At 75.5% G+C, this 16,794-nt stretch carries 13 protein-coding genes; 4 read left to right on the forward strand and 9 right to left on the reverse strand.

Going from position 1 to position 16,794, the window contains the following annotated elements:
* Nucleotides 1–71: 71 nt before the first annotated feature.
* Nucleotides 72–1,103 carry an alpha/beta hydrolase gene (locus tag HNR61_RS45915; protein WP_182849463.1) on the forward strand — a complete coding sequence of 344 codons (1,032 nt, stop codon included), beginning with the start codon at nucleotides 72–74 and terminating at the stop codon, nucleotides 1,101–1,103.
* Between the two features lie 175 nt (nucleotides 1,104–1,278).
* On the opposite strand, the gene HNR61_RS45920 is transcribed toward HNR61_RS45915, so the two are convergent.
* Complete coding sequence (locus tag HNR61_RS45920) at nucleotides 1,279–1,986, reverse strand: TetR/AcrR family transcriptional regulator (protein WP_182849453.1); 708 nt, start codon at nucleotides 1,984–1,986, stop codon at nucleotides 1,279–1,281.
* A gap of 92 nt (nucleotides 1,987–2,078) precedes the next feature.
* On the opposite strand from HNR61_RS45920, the gene HNR61_RS45925 reads away from it, so the two are divergent.
* Together HNR61_RS45925 and HNR61_RS45930 are read left to right on the forward strand one after the other, a co-directional pair.
* Nucleotides 2,079–3,224 (forward strand): FAD-dependent monooxygenase, encoded by a 1,146-nt coding sequence (locus HNR61_RS45925; protein ID WP_182849454.1) that lies wholly within the window; start codon nucleotides 2,079–2,081, stop codon nucleotides 3,222–3,224.
* A complete protein-coding gene (locus HNR61_RS45930) occupies nucleotides 3,221–4,129 on the forward strand; it encodes an amidohydrolase family protein (RefSeq protein WP_312898424.1) in 909 nt (302 codons plus the stop codon). The genes HNR61_RS45925 and HNR61_RS45930 overlap by 4 nt, the downstream gene beginning before the upstream one ends.
* Before the next feature lie 10 nt (nucleotides 4,130–4,139).
* Here the strand turns inward: HNR61_RS45930 and HNR61_RS45935 are convergent, their stop codons facing one another.
* The 3 genes from HNR61_RS45935 to HNR61_RS45945 form a co-directional block, all read right to left on the reverse strand.
* Nucleotides 4,140–5,168 carry a cation diffusion facilitator family transporter gene (locus HNR61_RS45935; protein WP_246445183.1) on the reverse strand — a complete coding sequence of 343 codons (1,029 nt, stop codon included), beginning with the start codon at nucleotides 5,166–5,168 and terminating at the stop codon, nucleotides 4,140–4,142.
* A complete protein-coding gene (locus HNR61_RS45940) occupies nucleotides 5,165–5,554 on the reverse strand; it encodes an ArsR/SmtB family transcription factor (protein WP_182849455.1) in 390 nt (129 codons plus the stop codon). Before HNR61_RS45940 ends, HNR61_RS45935 begins: the two co-directional genes overlap by 4 nt.
* A gap of 97 nt (nucleotides 5,555–5,651) precedes the next feature.
* Nucleotides 5,652–6,824 carry a DUF6777 domain-containing protein gene (locus HNR61_RS45945; RefSeq protein WP_182849456.1) on the reverse strand — a complete coding sequence of 391 codons (1,173 nt, stop codon included), beginning with the start codon at nucleotides 6,822–6,824 and terminating at the stop codon, nucleotides 5,652–5,654.
* Between the two features lie 149 nt (nucleotides 6,825–6,973).
* On the opposite strand from HNR61_RS45945, the gene HNR61_RS49755 reads away from it, so the two are divergent.
* Complete coding sequence (locus HNR61_RS49755; protein ID WP_281400773.1) at nucleotides 6,974–8,731, forward strand: serine/threonine-protein kinase; 1,758 nt, start codon at nucleotides 6,974–6,976, stop codon at nucleotides 8,729–8,731.
* 188 nt (nucleotides 8,732–8,919) lie between these two features.
* Here HNR61_RS49755 and HNR61_RS45955 read toward each other — a convergent pair whose 3' ends face one another.
* The 5 genes from HNR61_RS45955 to HNR61_RS45975 are packed head-to-tail and all read right to left on the reverse strand — an operon-like array spanning nucleotide 8,920 to nucleotide 16,394.
* Nucleotides 8,920–10,137 carry a VWA domain-containing protein gene (locus HNR61_RS45955; protein WP_182849457.1) on the reverse strand — a complete coding sequence of 406 codons (1,218 nt, stop codon included), beginning with the start codon at nucleotides 10,135–10,137 and terminating at the stop codon, nucleotides 8,920–8,922.
* On the reverse strand, nucleotides 10,134–12,452 hold the full coding sequence (locus HNR61_RS45960; protein ID WP_220510605.1) for a DUF5682 family protein: 2,319 nt from the start codon (nucleotides 12,450–12,452) through the stop codon (nucleotides 10,134–10,136). Before HNR61_RS45960 ends, HNR61_RS45955 begins: the two co-directional genes overlap by 4 nt.
* Nucleotides 12,449–13,534, reverse strand: coding sequence for an ATP-binding protein (locus tag HNR61_RS45965; RefSeq protein ID WP_182849458.1), 1,086 nt, complete (start codon nucleotides 13,532–13,534; stop codon nucleotides 12,449–12,451). Before HNR61_RS45965 ends, HNR61_RS45960 begins: the two co-directional genes overlap by 4 nt.
* Complete coding sequence (locus HNR61_RS45970) at nucleotides 13,531–15,078, reverse strand: DUF5691 domain-containing protein (RefSeq protein WP_182849459.1); 1,548 nt, start codon at nucleotides 15,076–15,078, stop codon at nucleotides 13,531–13,533. Before HNR61_RS45970 ends, HNR61_RS45965 begins: the two co-directional genes overlap by 4 nt.
* Nucleotides 15,075–16,394 carry an SWIM zinc finger family protein gene (locus tag HNR61_RS45975; protein WP_182849460.1) on the reverse strand — a complete coding sequence of 440 codons (1,320 nt, stop codon included), beginning with the start codon at nucleotides 16,392–16,394 and terminating at the stop codon, nucleotides 15,075–15,077. Before HNR61_RS45975 ends, HNR61_RS45970 begins: the two co-directional genes overlap by 4 nt.
* Between the last annotated feature and the right edge of the window lie 400 nt (nucleotides 16,395–16,794).

Below are 16,794 nucleotides of genomic sequence, written 5' to 3' on the forward strand. Positions count from 1 at the left end.
TCTGCGTTGAGGTTTCCGGGAAAGTGGGCATATTCACGTCGGATGCAGGGACGAATATGCGGGGCGTGAATATGTGGCGGCGACTCGTGCTGGGAGCGGGATTCATCGCGGGGGTCGCGGGCATTGTCGCGACCATTGCCCCCGGCGGGCCGGCGCCGGCGGCCGACCCGGCCGCCGGGGACGGCGCGACGGTGCTGAACGAGCGGCGGCGGGGCCCGCGCACGCTCGATCTGACGGTGCGGTCCACGGCGCTGTCGGGCGTGGCGCACGTCCGGTTGCTGCTGCCTCCGGGCTGGTCACGGGAGGCGTCACGGACCTGGCCGGTGCTGTGGCTGCTGCACGGGGTCGAGGGCGGCGCGGCCGGGCACACCGCCTGGACCGACCACACCGACCTGGAGCGCCTGACCGCCGACCTCGACGTGATCGTGGTGCTGCCCGACGGCGGCCGCAGCGCCAATTACACCGACTGGTGGAATCGCGGCAACGGCGGGCCGCCGAAGTGGGAGACTTTCCACCTCACCGAACTCCGGAGGATTCTCGAACGCGGATACCGCGCCGGGAACGTCCGCGCCATCGCCGGGCAGGGCCTGGGCGGGCTGGGCGCGCTGGCGTATGCGGCCCGGCACCGAGGGTTGTTTCGGGCGGCGGCGTCGTTCAGCGGGCCGTTGCACACCCTGCACCGGGACCCCGCGCGGCTCGACGTCCCCGACCTCATCGAACTCTCCGTGAACGTCGGGCGCCCGACCGCCGACTGGCGCGCGGTGTGGGGCGACCCCGACCGGCAGCGGATCGTGTGGCGGCACCACAACCCGTTCGACCTGGCCGACCGGCTCGCCGGGGTCCGGCTCTACGTCAGCTGCGGCGACGGCGAGCCCGGCCCCTACGACCCGCGGCCGGGCACCTCCCACGACGCGGTGGAGGCGCTGTGCTCCACGGTGTCGCGGGCGTTCGCCGCCAAGCTGGCCAAGCTCGGCATCCCGGCCGCCACGCACTTCTACCGGGGCACCCACGGCTGGAACTACTGGCAGCGCGAACTGCACGCGGCCCTGCCCCTGCTGCTGTCAGAGCTCCGCGACCCGGAACGCCGCCTCGGCCGGGGCTAGCCTGTGTTTCAAAGCCCTGGCCTGCGGCGCTCGCCCGGGGGCTCGCACCTCACCAGGGCTTGGCGAGCGCGGCATCGCTTCGCGATCTGACCTGCGGGCCCTCGCCTTCGGCGTCGGGCCCGCAGGTCAGGTGACGCGCTCGCGTGCGCGGCTGAGGTCCACTGTGAAACAGGCCCTAGCCCGGGGGCCGGTACTCGAACCCGATGCCGCGGGCGATGTCGCGCAGCGCCTCCTCGTACAGCGGGGCGATGTCGGAGTAGGCGAAGTCGAGCTGGCCGAGCGCCTCCATGCACAGCAGCCCGTACAGGCGGATCCAGCAGCCCATCGCGACGTGCAGCGCCGCCACGGGCAGCTCCAGGCCGAGGTCGTCGCGGTAGGCGGTGAGCCCCTCGCGGACCGGCGGCGGCGGCTCGCCCGGCACGGGGAACGGCGCGCGCGCCCACAGCGCCTCGACCTGCCGCAGGAAGACCAGCTCGAAGTCGCGTCCGGCCCGGTCGCGCTCGGAGCCGGGGCGCTGGGCGGAGGCGCCGGCCGGGACCGGGCTGGCGAACACCCACCGGAACTCGGCGGGATGGGCGACCGCCCAGGCCCGCATGGCGCGGCAGGCCGCCAGCAGCCGGTCGCCGGGCGCGTCGGCGGGGCACGCGTCGCGGGCGGCCTCCATCGCGGCGGTCAGCTCCCGGAAGAAGTCGGCGGCGACCTCCGCCACCAGGTCGTCGTGGCCCGCGAAGTAGTGGTACAGGGCCGGGCCGCTCATGCCGACCTCGCGGGCGACCGCGTTGACGGTCACGGCGGCCGGGCCCTTGGCGGTGAGCAGCCGCCGCGCCGCCGCGCGGATCTCGGCGAGCGTGGCCCGCCGCATCCGGTCGCGTCGCGTCGTCATCGTCGGTCCCCTCCCTCGGCGGCGTTGACAGCCTAGAGCATCTGTGTTTCCTTAATGGCTCTAGAAATTTTAGAACCCCTAAGGAGAGATGGATGGACGCGATCGTCATCGGCGGGGGGATCGGCGGGCTGGCCGCCGCGCTCGCCCTGCACCGTGGCGGGCACCGGGTGCGGGTGCTGGAGCGCGCCCCGGCGTTCACCGAGGTCGGCGCGGGGCTGGCCCTCCAGCCGAACGCGCTGCGGGCCCTGGACGCGCTCGGCCTCGGCGACACCGTCCGGGCGCGCGCGGCGGCCGGGCCGCCCGCCGGGATCCGGCGGCCCGACGGCGCCTGGCTGGTCCGCAACGACGTCGCCGCCCTGGAGCGCCGCTTCGGCCGGTGGGCCGCCCTGCCCCGCGCCGCGCTGCTGTCCCTGCTGCTGGACGCGCTGCCCGCCGACGCGCCGCGTCCCGGCGTCCACGTCCACGAGGTGCGGCCGGACGGCACCGTGACGCACGGCGCGGGGACCGAGACGGCCGACCTGGTGGTCGGGGCGGACGGGTTGAACAGCGCCGTCCGCCGCTCCCTGTGGCCGGACGCGCCGCCGCCCCGGTACGCGGGCTACACCACCTGGCGGGCGATCGTCCCCGGCGTGCCCGTCGGGGAGACCGTGGAGACGTGGGGGAGGGGCGAGCGGTTCGGGTACGCGCGGCTGGCCGACGGGCGGGCCTACTGCTACGCCATGGTCACCGCCCCGCGCCACACCGTGACCGGGATCGAGGGCCTGCGCCGCCGCTTCGCGGGCTGGCACGACCCGATCCCGGCGCTGCTGGCGGCGGCCACCGACGACGGGCTGCTCCAGCACGACACCTACGAGCTGCCCGACCTGCCCGCGTTCACCGCGGGCCGGGTGGCGCTGATCGGCGACGCCGCCCACGCCATGACCCCCAACCTGGGGCAGGGGGCGTGCCAGGCGCTGGAGGACGCCGTGGTGCTCGGGCGGGCGCTGGGCCCCGGCGCCGCGGTGCCCGAGGCGCTGCGGGCCTACGACCGGGAGCGGCGGCCCCGCGCGCAGGGGGTCGCGCGGCGGTCCCGGAGGCTCGGCGCGATGGCGCAGCGCTCGGCGTTCCCGCTGGTCGGAGCGCGGAACGCGGCCATGCGCGCGATGCCCGCCGGGCTGTACGCGCGCTCGCTGGAGCCCGTCCTGGGCTGGGGCGGCCGAGCCGGGCGGGGAACGGGCGCGCTAGGGTCCGGAGAGTGACTGAACCGCGTTCTGTTTTCGGTCCGCAGGCCGACGCCGAGGTGCCCGCCTTCTGGCGGGCGCTCGGGCTGCCCGGCATCATCGACGTCCACGTCCACTTCATGCCGCCCCGGCTGATGAACGCGGTGTGGGAGTACTTCGCCGAGGCCGGGCCGCTGGTCGGCCACGAGTGGCCGATCCGCTACAAGCAGTCGGAGGAGGAGCGGATCGCGCACCTGCGCGGCATGGGCGTGCGAGCGTTCACCTCGCTGGCCTACCCGCACCGGCCCGGCATGGCCGAGTCCCTCAACGAGTGGACGGCCGGGTTCGCCGCCCGCGTCCCCGAGGCCCTCCAGACCGGGACCTTCTACGCCGAACCCGACGCCGCCCGCTACGTGCGCCGCGCCCTGGAGGGCGGCGTCCGCGTCTGGAAGGCCCACCTCCAGGTCGGCGGCTACGACCCGCGCGCCCTCGAACTGGACCTGGTGTGGGGCATGCTCGCCGAGGCGGGCACCCCGGTGATCGTGCACGCCGGGTCCGGGCCGGTCGCCAACGGGCACACCGGCCCCGGCCCGTTCGGCGAGGTCCTGGCCCGCCACCCCCGCCTCACCGCGGTCATCGCCCATCTCGGCGCGCCCGAGTACGAGGGGTTCCTGGCGATGGCCGAACGCCACGAGCGCGTCCACCTCGACACCACGATGGCGTTCACCGACTTCCTCGGCGGGCTCGGGACCTTCCCCGAGGCGCTGCTGCCGCGCCTGCGCGACCTCGGACTGGCGGGCCGGGTCCTGCTCGGCAGCGACTTCCCGAACATCCCCTACGAGTACGCCCACCAGCTGGAGGCGCTGGCCCGCCTGGAGATGGGCGACGACTGGCTCCGCGAGGTCTGCTGGAACGCCGCCGCCGGGCTCTTCGGCCTCTGTTGAGCGCCGCGGGTCAGTGCCCGCAGTCGGCCTGCCCCACATGGTCGTGCGGCTCGTCCACGTCCGACGGGACGTGCCGCGGCCCGTGCGGGTCGGCGCAGTGGAACCGGTCGTCCACGTGGTCGACCTCCAGCGTCGTGTGCGTGATCCCGTAGGAGGACTCCAGCACCTCCTGGAGGTCGCGGCGCACCGCGTGGCAGTCGCCCTTGGGCTCCACCAGCACGTGCGCCGACAGCGCCGGATAGCCCGAGCTGACCTCCCACACGTGCAGGTCGTGGACCTCCTGCACGCACGGCCGCTCCACCAGCCGCGCGCCCACCTCGGTCGGGTCGATCCCGGCGGGCGCGGCCTCCATCAGCACCCGGCCCGCGTCGCGCAGCAGCCCGTACCCGGCCTTCACCATCAGCGCCGCCACCACCAGCGAGGCGATCGCGTCGGCGCGGGCGAACCCGGTCGTCCACACCACCAGGCCGGCGATCGTGGTGGAGATGAACGCGTACAGGTCGTTCAGGATGTGCTGGAACGCGCCCTCGACGTTCAGGCTGGACCGGTTGGCCTTGCTCAGCATCCACGTCGCGACCAGGTTCACCGCGATGCCCGCCAGCGAGGTGAAGAACACCAGCCGCCCGTCCACCTCCGGCGGGGTCACCAGCCGGGCGATGCCCTCGTAGACGAAGTAGACCGCCAGCAGGATCAGCGTCAGGCCGTTGAGCTGGGCCGACAGGATCTCGGCGCGGCGCAGCCCGTAGGTGTAGCCGCCGCGCGGCGGGCGCGCCGCGATCCGCATCGCGACCAGCGCCAGCACGATCGCGAACGCGTCGGTGCTCATGTGCGCCGCGTCCGACAGCAGCGCCAGCGACCGCGCCATCAGGCCGATGACGGCCTCGACCGCCATGTAGACCAGGATCAGCACCAGCGCGCCGGTCAGGTAGCGGCGGTCGGCGTTGGCCGACACCCCGTGCCCGTGGCCGTGCCCGTGACCATGGCCGTGTCCGTGATCGCGGGCGCCGGTCCCGCCCCCGGTCCTCAGGTCCCCGCTCAAGAGCCCTCCTCCTTGTGGCCGACGTGGGCGAGGGCGAGGTCCAGCAGCATGCGCACGTGCGAGTCGGCCAGCCGGTAGTAGGCCATCCGGCCGGACCGGCGCGCCTGGACGACCCGGCTGGCGCGCAGCAGGCGCAGCGCGTGCGACACGGCGGACTCGGAGTTCCCACAGACCGCCGCGATGTCGCACACGCACATCTCGCCCCCTTCGAGCAGCGCGGTCAGGACGCGCAGCCGTCCGGGATCGGCCAGCAGGCCGAACACCTGCGCCAGCTCTCCGACGGTGTCGGCGTCCGGCATGGCGGCCGTCACCACGGCGACCTTCTCGGGATCGACGACCCGGGTCACACACCGGTCGGCCGTCCCCACATCTGAAGCACTGCTCATATGAGCAAATGTAGCGCATACAGGTGGGGGGTACGTGACGGGGTGGGACCGACCGGGCGGCGCGGAGGAGTTCCGCCCGGTCGGCCGGGTCCGCCGATCAGGTCTCGACGGGCGTGCGCGGCGCCGGCGCGACCGGGGCGGAGGGCCCCTCCGGGCGGGTCTCCACCGACGGGGCCAGCGACGTCGGGCCCGGCCCGGTGCCGGGGCCGGGCTCGGGCTCGGAGGTCTCCGGCGGGGGCATCGACGTGCCGGTCTCGGTGACCGTGGGCTCGGAGGTGGTCTCGGAGGTGGTGGTCTCGGTCACGGTGGGCTCGACCGGGCCCCGCCGGTCCTCCTCCTGCGTGATCGTGGGCGCGGGAACGCCCGTGGTGGGCGGGACCTCGGTCGGCGGCACCTCCGTCGGGACGCCCGTCTCCGTCGGGACGCCCGTCTCCGTCGGCGTCACCGGGGTCCGCGGGGTGCCGGTGCCGTCGGTCGGGCCGTCGGTGGGGGTGCCGGTGGGCGGGGGCGTCTCGGTGGGCGGCAGCGGCGTCGGCGGGCTGTCGGCGTCGCCGTCGGTGGCCGAGGGCCGCTGGAACGCCACATCGCCGTCCACATCGACCAGGACGAAAACGTTGATCGTCGTTTTCGCCCCCGCCGGCGGAACGATCTTTGTGACGGTCCGCGCGTCGAATCCCGGCCACGACCGGCCGGTGTAGGAGGCGTTCCGGGTGGAGATCTTGCGGTCCGGCCCGGTGAGCGGATTACCGCAATTGCACTTCACCACCGGCGTGCCGTTCTGGTCGACCAGAACGCCCATCCCGGCCTGGAGCACCGCCGGGGAGCTGACGGCCCGGCCCTCCCGGAAGCCGTGGTTGGTCACCAGCGTGTCGACCCGCAGCAGCACCGGCGTCAGCCGCGCCACGAACGCCGGGATCGCGCTCGGCGTGATCTTGTGGACGCTCGCCCACGCCTTGGCCTTGTCCGGGTTGGCCTGCAGGAACCTCACCATTCCCTGCGGGTCGCAGTTGGCGGCCTTGCGGGTCCCGCCGTACAGGCCGGGCTGGTCGCCGCTCCGCTCCCCGCCGCGCTGCGGGCTCGGCGCGATCTGCTGCCGGTCCGAGCCCAGCATCACCGTGTAGGGGTCGGGCCCGGGGGCGCCGACCGTCAGGCGCGCGATCGTCGCGCCGGCGTCCCCGCACCCGGACAGAACTCCGACCGACATCAGCAGGGCCCCGAACGGCGCGAGGAGAACTCCGCGCCGGGAAATTCGGAAATTGATCTCAGCCATGGTCCATCTCCCGTTCGAGGCCGACCGAACCTATACTCTTTGATGCCGTGACGGAGCGTTTTGTGCACCGTCAATTGCTGGAAATTTCGTTACCGCCCTCCCGGCGGAGCGCCGCCGGTCCACGGGGGACGGGGGCAGGGGATGGGAACATGGCCGACAGTCAGGGCGCGGCCGGCGGTCGCGCGGCCCCGAACCCCCTGGGGCCCGGCGATCCCGAACGGCTCGGCGGCTACGTCCTGCTCGGCCGCCTCGGCACCGGCGGGCAGGGCGTGGTGTTCCTCGGCCGCCCGGCGGACGGCGGCCCGCTCGTCGCGATCAAGCTGTTGCATGCGCAACTGCTCGGTGAGCAGAACGCCCGCGCCCGCTTCGTCCGCGAGCTGGCCCTGCTGCGCCGGGTCGCGGGCCGCGGGTTCTGCACCGCGCAGATGCTGGAAGCCGACATGGAGGGCGACCAGCCCTACATCGTCAGCGAGTACGTCACCGGCCCCTCGCTGCGGGACCTGGTGTGCCGCGACGGGCCGCGGGAGGGCGCCGACCTCGACCGGCTGGCGATCGGCACCGTCACCGCGCTGACCGCCATCCACGGCGCGGGCATCGTGCACCGCGACTTCAAGCCGCAGAACGTGCTGATGGGCCCCGACGGCCCCCGCGTGATCGACTTCGGGATCGCGCGGGCCCTGGACGCCGGGTCCACGGTGACCAGCCAGATCGTGGGCACCCCCGCCTACATGGCGCCCGAGCAGTTCACCGGCACCGTGGTGGGCCCGGCCGCCGACATGTTCGCGTGGGCGGCGACGCTGCTGTTCGCCGCGACCGGCCGCGACCCGTTCGTCGGGGGCCCGCTGCCCGCCGTGATGTACCGGATCATGCACGACCAGCCGGACCTGTCGCCGCTGCCGCCGCGCATCGCCGAGATCGCGCAGGCGTGCCTGGCCAAGGACCCGGGCGGGCGGCCCACCGCCGAGGAGACGCTGCTGTGGCTGCTGGGCGACGGCAGCGGCGCCCAGCAGCGCGCCGCCGCCGCCCGGCCACCGACCGGCGCCGTCCCGCCCGCCCGGCCTCCCTCGGAAGGGGAGCGGGCGCCGGCCGACCCGCGCACCGTCGACCCGGTGTCCGGCGCGGGCCCGACCCCGTTCGTGGGGCCGCCGCCCGGGTTCTCCCCGCCGCCCGACGACGCCTGGGGCGAGACCGTGCCGCGGGGGCCCGGGACGCCGCCGGTCGATCCGCCGGTCGACCCGTGGGACGTGACCAGGCCGGGCGGTCCCCCGGCCGCCCCGGCCCGCGACGGGCCGCCCCAGGTGCCGACCGGCCACCTCGGCCACCGGCCCGAGACCGCCCCGGCCCGCACCAGGGGCGAACCGCACCCCACCCTGCGGCGGCCGCAGGAGATCCCGACACCCCGCCGGCCCCAGCCGTACCTGCCGCCACAGGCGCGCCGGCCCGCGCCCGAGACCGGCACCGAGCCCCTCCCGGGCGCCGAACGGCGGCCCGCCCCGGCGTCCCGGCGGCTGCGGCGCGGCCCCGTGCTGGTCCTCGGCCTGCTGGCGGCGGGGACGGCGGCCGCGTTCGACATCACCGGGCTCGCCATCGTGCTGGCCCGCCCGGACCTGACGCCCTACGCCAGCCTCGCGCTGTTCCCCGTCTACGCGATCGCGCTGGTCGCGCTGGTGATGATCTCGCTGATCGGCGTGGTGCTGGGACTGCTGGGCCGCCGCGCGGCGGTCTGGACGGTGCTGGTGGCGCGGGTGGCCCGGGTCGTGCTGCTGGGCGGTTGGAGCGTGCTGGCCACCGTCCGGACCTGGGAGCTGGCGGTGCACGCCTCCGTCGCGGCCGTGGTGGTGCTGCTGCTGGCCTGGGCCCTGTACGCCCCGGCCCGCCGCCGGAGCGCGGAGGCGGGCCGAGGGTAGGGGCCGGGGCCTGTTCCAGGCGGACTCCGGCCACGCGCACGAGCGCGTCACCCGGCCTGCGGGCCCGACGCCGGAGGCGAAGACCCGCAGGTCGGCGAAGCGACGCCGCGCTCACCGGGACCCGGTGAGACGCGAGCCCCCGGCCAGGGCCATGGGCCGCGCTGTGGGCCGAGGCCTGGGCGCACGGGTCACAGGGCGCGTTCGGCCCACTCCTTGAGGTCGCGGCGTTCCACGGCGGCGGCCATCAGGTCGGGGAACGCGTCGGGCGTGCAGGCGAACGCGGGGACGCCCATCGCCGCCAGCGCCGCCGCGTTGTCGTGGTCGTAGGCGGGCGCGCCCTCGTCCGACAGCGCCAGCAGCACCACCACCTGGACCCCGGCGGAGGTGAGCGCGGCGACGCGTTTCAGCAGCTCGGCGCGGACACCGCCCTCGTACAGGTCGCTGATCAGCACCATGATGGTGTCGGCGGGGCGGGTGACCAGGCCCTGGCAGTAGGCGACGGCGCGGTTGATGTCGGTGCCGCCGCCGAGCTGGGTGCCGAACAGCAGCTCCACCGGGTCGTGGAGCTGGTCGGTCAGGTCCACGACGCTGGTGTCGAACACCACCAGCGACGTGCGCAGCGTCCGCATCGACGCCAGCACCGCCCCGAACACGCCCGCGTACACCACCGACGCCGCCATGGAGCCGCTCTGGTCGATGGCGAGGATCACGTCGCGCCGGACGGCCTGCTGCCTGCGGGCGTAGCCGATGAGGCGTTCGGGCACGACCGTGCGGTGCTCGGGCAGGTAGTTGCGGAGGTTGGCACGGATGGTGCGGTTCCAGTCCACCTCGGCCGGGCGGCGGGGCCGCAGCGTCCGCGCCGACCGGTCCAGCGCCCCGCCGACCGCCGACCGGGTCCGCTGCGCCAGACGCCGTTCCAGATCCTCCACGACCTTGCGGACGACGGCGCGGGCGGACTCGCGGGCCTTGTCGGGCAGCACGCGGTTGAGCGACAGCAGCGTGCCGACCAGGTGGACGTCGGGCTCGACGGCGTCGAGCATCTCCGGCTCCAGCAGCAGCCGGGTGAGGTCGAGGCGCTCGATGGCGTCCTTCTGCATCACCTGCACGACGGTGGAGGGGAAGTAGGCGCGGATGTCGCCGAGCCAGCGCGCCACCGAGGGCGCGGAGTTGCCGAGCCCGGCGCCGCGCTCGCCCGAACGCCCCCGCCCGCCGCCGGGCCGCGCGCCGTAGAGCTTCTCCAGCGCGGCGTCCATGCGCGCGTCGTCACCGCTGAGCGAGCACCCGGTGCCGTCGGAGCCGCCGTCCCCGCCCAGCACGAGCCGCCACCGCCGGAGCCGTTCCTCATCGACGACGGCCTGCGGTGCGGCGGGGTGATCGTGGGGGGTGGGGGTGTGCGCGTGGGTCATGAGGGGGCCTTCCAGCCGAGGATGCGGAGGGCGGTGGCGGCGGCCGGGGCGGCGCGTTCGGGGTCGAAGGCGTCCGCCTCGGCGTGGCGGGCCGTGGGCGCGGCGTCGAGACGGCGGACGCGCTCGCCGATGGTGCGGCGCTCGGCCTGCGCGTAGGCGCCGAACGTCCGGCGCAGCAGGGGCAGCACGTCGGTGAACGAGTCGCCCGGCAGCGTCGCGATCCACCCGTCCAGCAGCCGCAGCAGCTCCTCGTCGTGGACCAGGACCAGCGCGCCGCCGGACAGGAAGCCCTCCACCCATGCCGCCGCGCGGTCGGGGCCCGCGCCCACCGACACCGCGCGGGCCATGCGGTCGGCGACGCCCGGCAGGTCGCCGGAGTCCAGCAGCAGGCGGGTCAGGCGGCCCTCCAGCAGGCCGTGCAGGTGCGGATGGTCGATCAACGCGGCCAGGGTGCGCCGCCAGCGGGCCAGGTGGTCGGCGTCCGACAGCAGGGACAGGGCGGAGTCGACCGCGTCGACCTGCTGGAGCAGGACGCGCGCGGCGTCGTCGTCCAGGTGGGCGGCGGCGGGCGGCAGGCCCACGCAGACCCGCACGGCGACGGTGTCCACGACGGTGCGGAGCGGCCCGGTGGGCGTGCCGCGCACGTCGCCGTACCGCAGGGCGCGCACCAGCGCGGGCAGCGCCGCCATCAGGTGCGCCACGTCGGTGTCCACGGCCGCGCGGTCCGACAGCGCGCGCATCACCGTCGGCAGCGCGTCGCCGAGGTCGGCCAGCAGGCAGCGTTCGGCGAGGGAGGTCAGGTCCGCGAGGGTCTCGGCGTCGGCGGCGAGGTTCCCGGCGCGGGCGGTGGCCGCGCCGAGCACGGTGGTGCCCCAGGCGCTCGCCTCGATCAGCTCGACGTCGAACTCGGGCCGCCACATCAGCGTCCACGACTCGCGGAAGGTGCCCTTGGAGCGGCCCTCCTCGCGCGGCACGCCCCAGTCCACGTTCAGCAGCCGCAGCCGGTGCAGCAGGCGGCTGCGGTCCAGGTCCAGGGGCCTGCGCAGGTCGAGGTCCTGCTCCTGGTCGAGCGCCGACGGCTTCAGCCGCAGCCGCCGCTGCTCGGCCGCCAGGTCGCGTTGCAGCGGGACCATGGGGGTGGAGTCGGGGACCGCGCCGAGGCGCTCGCCGACGACCATGCGGCGGTGGATCAGCTCCAGCGGCAGGTCCGCGCCCTCGCACAGCACCGCCCGGGTCGCCTCGGTGACCTCGTCGAGTCCGGCGAGGGGGCGGCCGCGCAGCGCGGCGAGCGCGCCGGCCAGCCGCACCGCCTCGATGACGTGCGCGGACGACACGTGCAGGTCCTCGGCGCGCAGCAGCCGGGCGGCGTCGGTGAGCCAGCGTTCCACCGGCCGGTCCGGCGCGGTGAACAGGTGGTGGTACCAGCCCGGCGAACGCACGCCCGCGCCGTACCCCGACCAGTGCGCCAGCCGCCCGTGCGTCCACGGCACCCACGTCATGGCGACCCTGGTCTTCGGCAGGTTGCGGAGCGTCTGGTCGTCGCGGGACGCGGGCACCCTGGCCAGCAGCGCCGGGACGTGCCACGCGCCGCAGACGACGGCGATCCGCTCGTGCCCCTCCTTGACGGCGCGGCGCAGGGCACGGCGCATGTGCGCCTCGCGCTGCTCCTCGCGCCGCAGGTAGCCCGGCGGCAGCCCGGCGGGCGGCAGCTCCTCGACCTGGGCGCGCAGCTCGGCCATCGCCTCGGCGATGGCCGGGAACGGCGAGACCGCGTCGTCGCGGTGCTCGACCACGTCGTCCCACCAGCGTTCGGCGTCGTCGTAACCGGCGGTCCGCGCCAGCCAGGCCAGGGGGTCCAGCCGGACGCCCTCCTCCGGCGGGGCCTCCTCGGCGGGGTCGTCGGCGGTGGGCTCCTCGGCGGGCTCCTCTTCGCCGGAGGCCGGGACGAGCTGGTTCGCGGCGGGCAGGTCGCAGAACCGGACCGCCGCGCCCGCGCCCAGCGCGTACCGGACCGCCTGCCACTCCGGGCTGAACTCCGCGAACGGCCAGAACGCCGCCCGCCGCCCGCCCGTCCCCTCCGCGCCCGGCGTCACCCCCGGCGCGTAGGCCAGCAGCGCCACCGGCGGCTCCATCCCCGGGTCGGCGGCCAGCTCCACCAGGGCGTCGGCCTCCGGCGGGCCCTCGATCAGCACCGCGTCCGGCCCGAACTCCGCCAGCGCCCGCCGCACCGCCCGCGCCGAGCCCGGCCCGTGGTGGCGGACGCCGTGGACCTCGACCCGGACGCGTTCGCCGAGATCGATCCGGTGGGCGGTCAAGACACCTCCCGGCAGGCGCGGTAGAAGTCGCGCCACTCGGGGCGCTCCCGCACGACCGTCTCCAGGTACTCCTGCCACACCACCCGGTCCGACACCGGGTCCTGCACGACCGCGCCGACGATGCCGCCCGCCACGTCGCCCGCCCGCAGCACCCCGTCGCCGAAGTGCGCCGCCAGCGCCAGCCCGCTGGTCACCACCGAGATCGCCTCGGCGGTGCTGAGGGTGCCGCTGGGCGACTTCAGCTTGGTGCGGCCGTCGGCCGACATGCCCGACCGCAGCTCCCGGAACACCGTCACGACCCGCCGGATCTCCTCCAGCCCCGCCGGGGTCTCCGGCAGCTCCAGCGCCGAACCGATCTGCGAGACGCGGCGGGCGACGATGTCCACCTCCGCCTCGACGGTCTCGGGCAACGGCAGCACCACCGTGTTGAACCGGCGGCGCAGCGCGCTGGACAGCTCGTTGACGCCCCGGTCGCGGTCGTTGGCCGTGGCGATCACCGTGAAGCCCTTGCGGGCCTGGACCTCGGAGTTCAGCTCCGGGACCGGCAGCGTCTTCTCCGACAGGATCGTGATCAGGGTGTCCTGCACGTCGCTGGGCATGCGGGTCAGCTCCTCGACGCGGGCGACCGACCCGCGCCGCATCGCGCGCATCAGCGGGCTCTCCACCAGCGCCGCCTCCGAGGGGCCCTCGGCCAGCAGGCGGGCGTAGTTCCAGCCGTAGCGGACCGACTCCTCCGACGTCCCGGCGGTGCCCTGCACCAGCAGCGTGGAGTCGCCGCTGACGGCCGCCGCCAGATGCTCCGACACCCACGTCTTGGCGGTGCCGGGAACGCCGAGCAGCAGCAGCGCCCGGTCGGTCGCCAGCGTCGCGACCGCGACCTCCATCAGGCGGCGCGGCCCGATGTACTTGGGGGAGACCGCCGTCCCGCCGGGCAGCTCCCCGCCCATCAGGTAGGTGGTGACCGCCCACGGCGACAGCCGCCAGCCGGGCGGGCGCGGCCGGTCGTCGTGCTCGGCGAGACGGGCCAGCTCGTCGGCGTACAACTGCTCGGCGTGAGGCCGCAGCACGGCGTCGGTCGTCACAGGTCAAGCTCCTTCAGCATCTCGTCGCGGAAACGCAGCGTCTCGGTCAGGTCCAGCAGCGCCCGCACGGCCCCGCCGCCGGTGTCGCCGGCGCGGGCCAGCGCCTCCAGGCGCGGCGCGGCCGTAGGGGACAGGCGCTGGTCGGCCAGGCGGCACAGCTGGGTCAGGGTGTGCTCGGCGGGGGCGCTCGGGCGGCGCGCGGCGGCGGTCAACGTCGTCACGACCGCCTCGGCCAGCGGCCCCGCCCAGGGGCCGGGCACGCGTTCCAGCACCCGCAGCAGCTCCGGCTGCCCCTCGGTCCAGCGGATCAGGTCGGCGGCGGCCGCGTCGCGCTCGTCCTCGGGCAGCACGCCGAGCAGGTCGGCCAGCGCCTCGGGCTCGTCCACCATCACCCCGCCCCGCAGCAGGGCGCGCGCCCACTCCACGTCCCGCTGCCGCAGCGCCGCCCGCGCCCAGCCCACGTGCACGTCGCGGGCGCTGCTGTGGGCGTCGCCGCCGGTCAGGTCGGTGACGGGCAGGCACACCACCTCCACCGGCGGCAGCCCGAACACCTCCGTCCAGGTCCGCAGCGGCGTGCGCGACAGGATCTCGCGCAGCCACGCCGCCCGCGTCCCGATCGGCCCGCCCGCCCGGCTGCCCGGCGCGAACGACCCGCTCGGATGGAACGGCACCCCGTCGCGCGCCAGCTCCTCGTCGTGGGCGCGCGGCGGCTCCACCAGGATCCAGGTCTGCCTGCGGCGGCGCACCGTCCGCTCCCTGGGGGTGAGGCAGGCGCGGGCGCGTTCGGCCATGCGCCGCCCGTACGCCGAGTCCGGCAGCCGCGCCAGCAGGTCGGCGGCGACCTGCCGCACGTCCTTGCCCCGGTCCCCGAGCGCCGTCTCGAGGAACTCCTCGTCCCCTCCCGACAGCCCGTGCCCGAACGTCGCCAGGAACACCGCCCGGTCCGGCGCCGGCTCCCTGGCCCACACCTCCCCGAGGGCGTCGCGGGCCGCCGCCGGGTCGGTCTCGCGCAGGCGCGTCAGGTGGGCGATGCGCTGGCTGCGCGTCCCGGTGCCCCAGACGTCGTCACCGCCGCCGGGGTCGTCACCGGTACTGATCAGGTAGGCCCAGTCGGTGTTCTGCAACGCCAGCCACACGCCGCGCCGCCCCGCCGCCCGCACGATCGACGGCCGCAGCATCCGGTCGCTGCGCCCCTTCTCCAGCAGCTCGGGCAGCAGCCGCGCGGGCGCCCTCCGCCCGCGCGCGGCGGCGGCGTCCAGCCACTCGGGCAGCACCTTGACCTGCTCGCCCGACAGGATCCGCGCCAGCCGCCGCCCGGCCGCCTCCGGCACCACCGGCAGGTCCTCGGCCGGAGCGGGCGCGACCGTCTCGACCCCGGTGACCGGCGGCGCCCCGGCCCGCCGCCGCACCGCCAGCACGGCCGCCTGGTCCAGCAGCCGCCCGGCCGGGTCGCCGACCTGCTCCGGGGCCTCGGGCAGCGGGGGAGCCGGACGCCGCTCGGTGCCGAGCAGAGCGGCGCTGACATGCTCGTTCCACGCGTTCACAGGATCACGACCTTCTCGTCCGGATGCCAGGCCGCCAGCGGACGCATCCCGCGCGTCGACCACTCCCCGGCGAACGTCACCGGAGCCCCGCCCGACACCGCCAGCAGCCGCCACGGGTCGGCCATCCGCAACGGCAGCGCGTCCCCGGCGTCGTCGACGACGAACAGCCCGCCGCTGCCGTCCCGTCCCAGCCGCACCCCCGCCAGCACGGCAGGCCAGCGTTCCAGCCAGGGGTCGTCGGCCAGCGCCGCCGCGTACTCCTTGAGGAACACCCCGACGCCGACCCCGTCCGGCACGGCGCTCCCGGCCGTCCCGAACCGTTCGGCCACGAGCGCCCGCAGCGGCCGCGCCCCCGGATAGAACGCCAGCTCGGCCTCCACCTCGGTCCCCACGGCCAGCGACGCGTCCAGCGTCCGCCCCGGCGCGGCGAACGACAGCACCAGCGCGTGCCGACCGCTCGCCCGCCCCTTCAGCCAGACGCGGCGCGTGGTGAGCTGCTCCTGCGCGACGTCCCGCGACCCGACGACGCACCAGCGGTCGCGGACGCGCTCGCCGCGTTCGAGCACCTCCTCCTGGGAGAGGGTGAACCCGATCCGCGTCCGCACGGTCTCCCGCAGCCCCTCGGGCAGCTCCTCGCGCCGCTGGTGGGCCCGCACGAGCAGCCGCAGCAGCGCGTACTCCTCCAGCAGCCGGTCCGGCCACCCCTCCCGCCGGGCGACCGACGCCAGCCCCCTGACCTGCCCGGCCAACGCCCCGGCCTGCGCGTCCACGAGCCGCCGCGCGACCTCGTCCCACACCCGGTAGGGGGCGTTCTCCGCCTGGGCCAGCCCGTGCGCCACCTGGTCGCGAAGCCACTGGTCGAGATCGGCGATCCCGCCGTCGACGCGCTGCTCACGGCGTTCGGCGGTCTTCGGGTCACGCTGCCTGACGGCCTTCTCGGCGCGCTTCTTCTGCGTCCTCTCGGCCCGCTGCCGCCGCTCCTCGATCCACTCGACGACCCACGCGGGCCGTTCCCCGGCACCGCCGCTGCCGCCACTGAAGCCGCCGACGCCATCGCTCCACAACAGCAGCAACCCGAGGGCGTGCTTGCAGGGGAACTTCCGGCTCGGGCACGAACACCGGAACGCGGGCTCGGTCAGATCCACGCACGCCCGGTAGGCGCTCCTGCCGCTGCCCGCGCACTCACCCCACACGGCCTCGTCATCGGCCCCGAGCCCACGCCACTTGGCGGGCACGGCGACCTTACCGGCGGCCTTGGCCGACGCGTCGTCGGGCGCCAGCCCGAGCACATGCTCCCGATCCCATCGATCGCTCACAGCGTCGAAGCTATCGGGAACGTCCGACAATCAAGGACGCTGCGTGACGGCTGGGATGGGAGCTGACGGCCGCGGCTAAAGCGTTCTGTGGCTGGGGGTGGTGGGGTGTGTAGACCCCCTCGGGGTTAGGGGCTGCGCGGGGGTGCGGCGAAGGTGGGGGTTGGGGTTGTTGGTTGGGTGCAGACCCCTGGGGGTTGAGGGCCTGTGGGGAGGGTTGGCGAAAGCGGGGGTTGGGGTTTGTGGGGATGTGTAGACCCCCGATATTGCTGGGGGTCTGTGCGGTTCTGCGGCGAAAGCGGCTGTGCTGGCCTTGGGGGGACCGTCCCCCCAAACCCCCACATCGGGCCCGCGCACGCCGGGAAGACTCCGCCAGGGCTCCGCTTCCCGTCGTGCTGCGAAC

Source organism: Actinomadura kijaniata (assembly GCF_014138665.1).
GTDB lineage: Bacteria > Actinomycetota > Actinomycetes > Streptosporangiales > Streptosporangiaceae > Spirillospora > Spirillospora kijaniata.

Coding starts and splice junctions, on each gene's coding strand:
- HNR61_RS45915 (WP_182849463.1), top strand. CDS start 72: ATGTGGCGGCGACTCGTGCTGGGAGCGGGATTCATCGCGGGGGTCGCG.
- HNR61_RS45920 (WP_182849453.1), bottom strand. CDS start 1,986: ATGACGACGCGACGCGACCGGATGCGGCGGGCCACGCTCGCCGAGATC.
- HNR61_RS45925 (WP_182849454.1), top strand. CDS start 2,079: ATGGACGCGATCGTCATCGGCGGGGGGATCGGCGGGCTGGCCGCCGCG.
- HNR61_RS45940 (WP_182849455.1), bottom strand. CDS start 5,554: ATGAGCAGTGCTTCAGATGTGGGGACGGCCGACCGGTGTGTGACCCGG.
- HNR61_RS45945 (WP_182849456.1), bottom strand. CDS start 6,824: ATGGCTGAGATCAATTTCCGAATTTCCCGGCGCGGAGTTCTCCTCGCG.
- HNR61_RS49755 (WP_281400773.1), top strand. CDS start 6,974: ATGGCCGACAGTCAGGGCGCGGCCGGCGGTCGCGCGGCCCCGAACCCC.
- HNR61_RS45955 (WP_182849457.1), bottom strand. CDS start 10,137: ATGACCCACGCGCACACCCCCACCCCCCACGATCACCCCGCCGCACCG.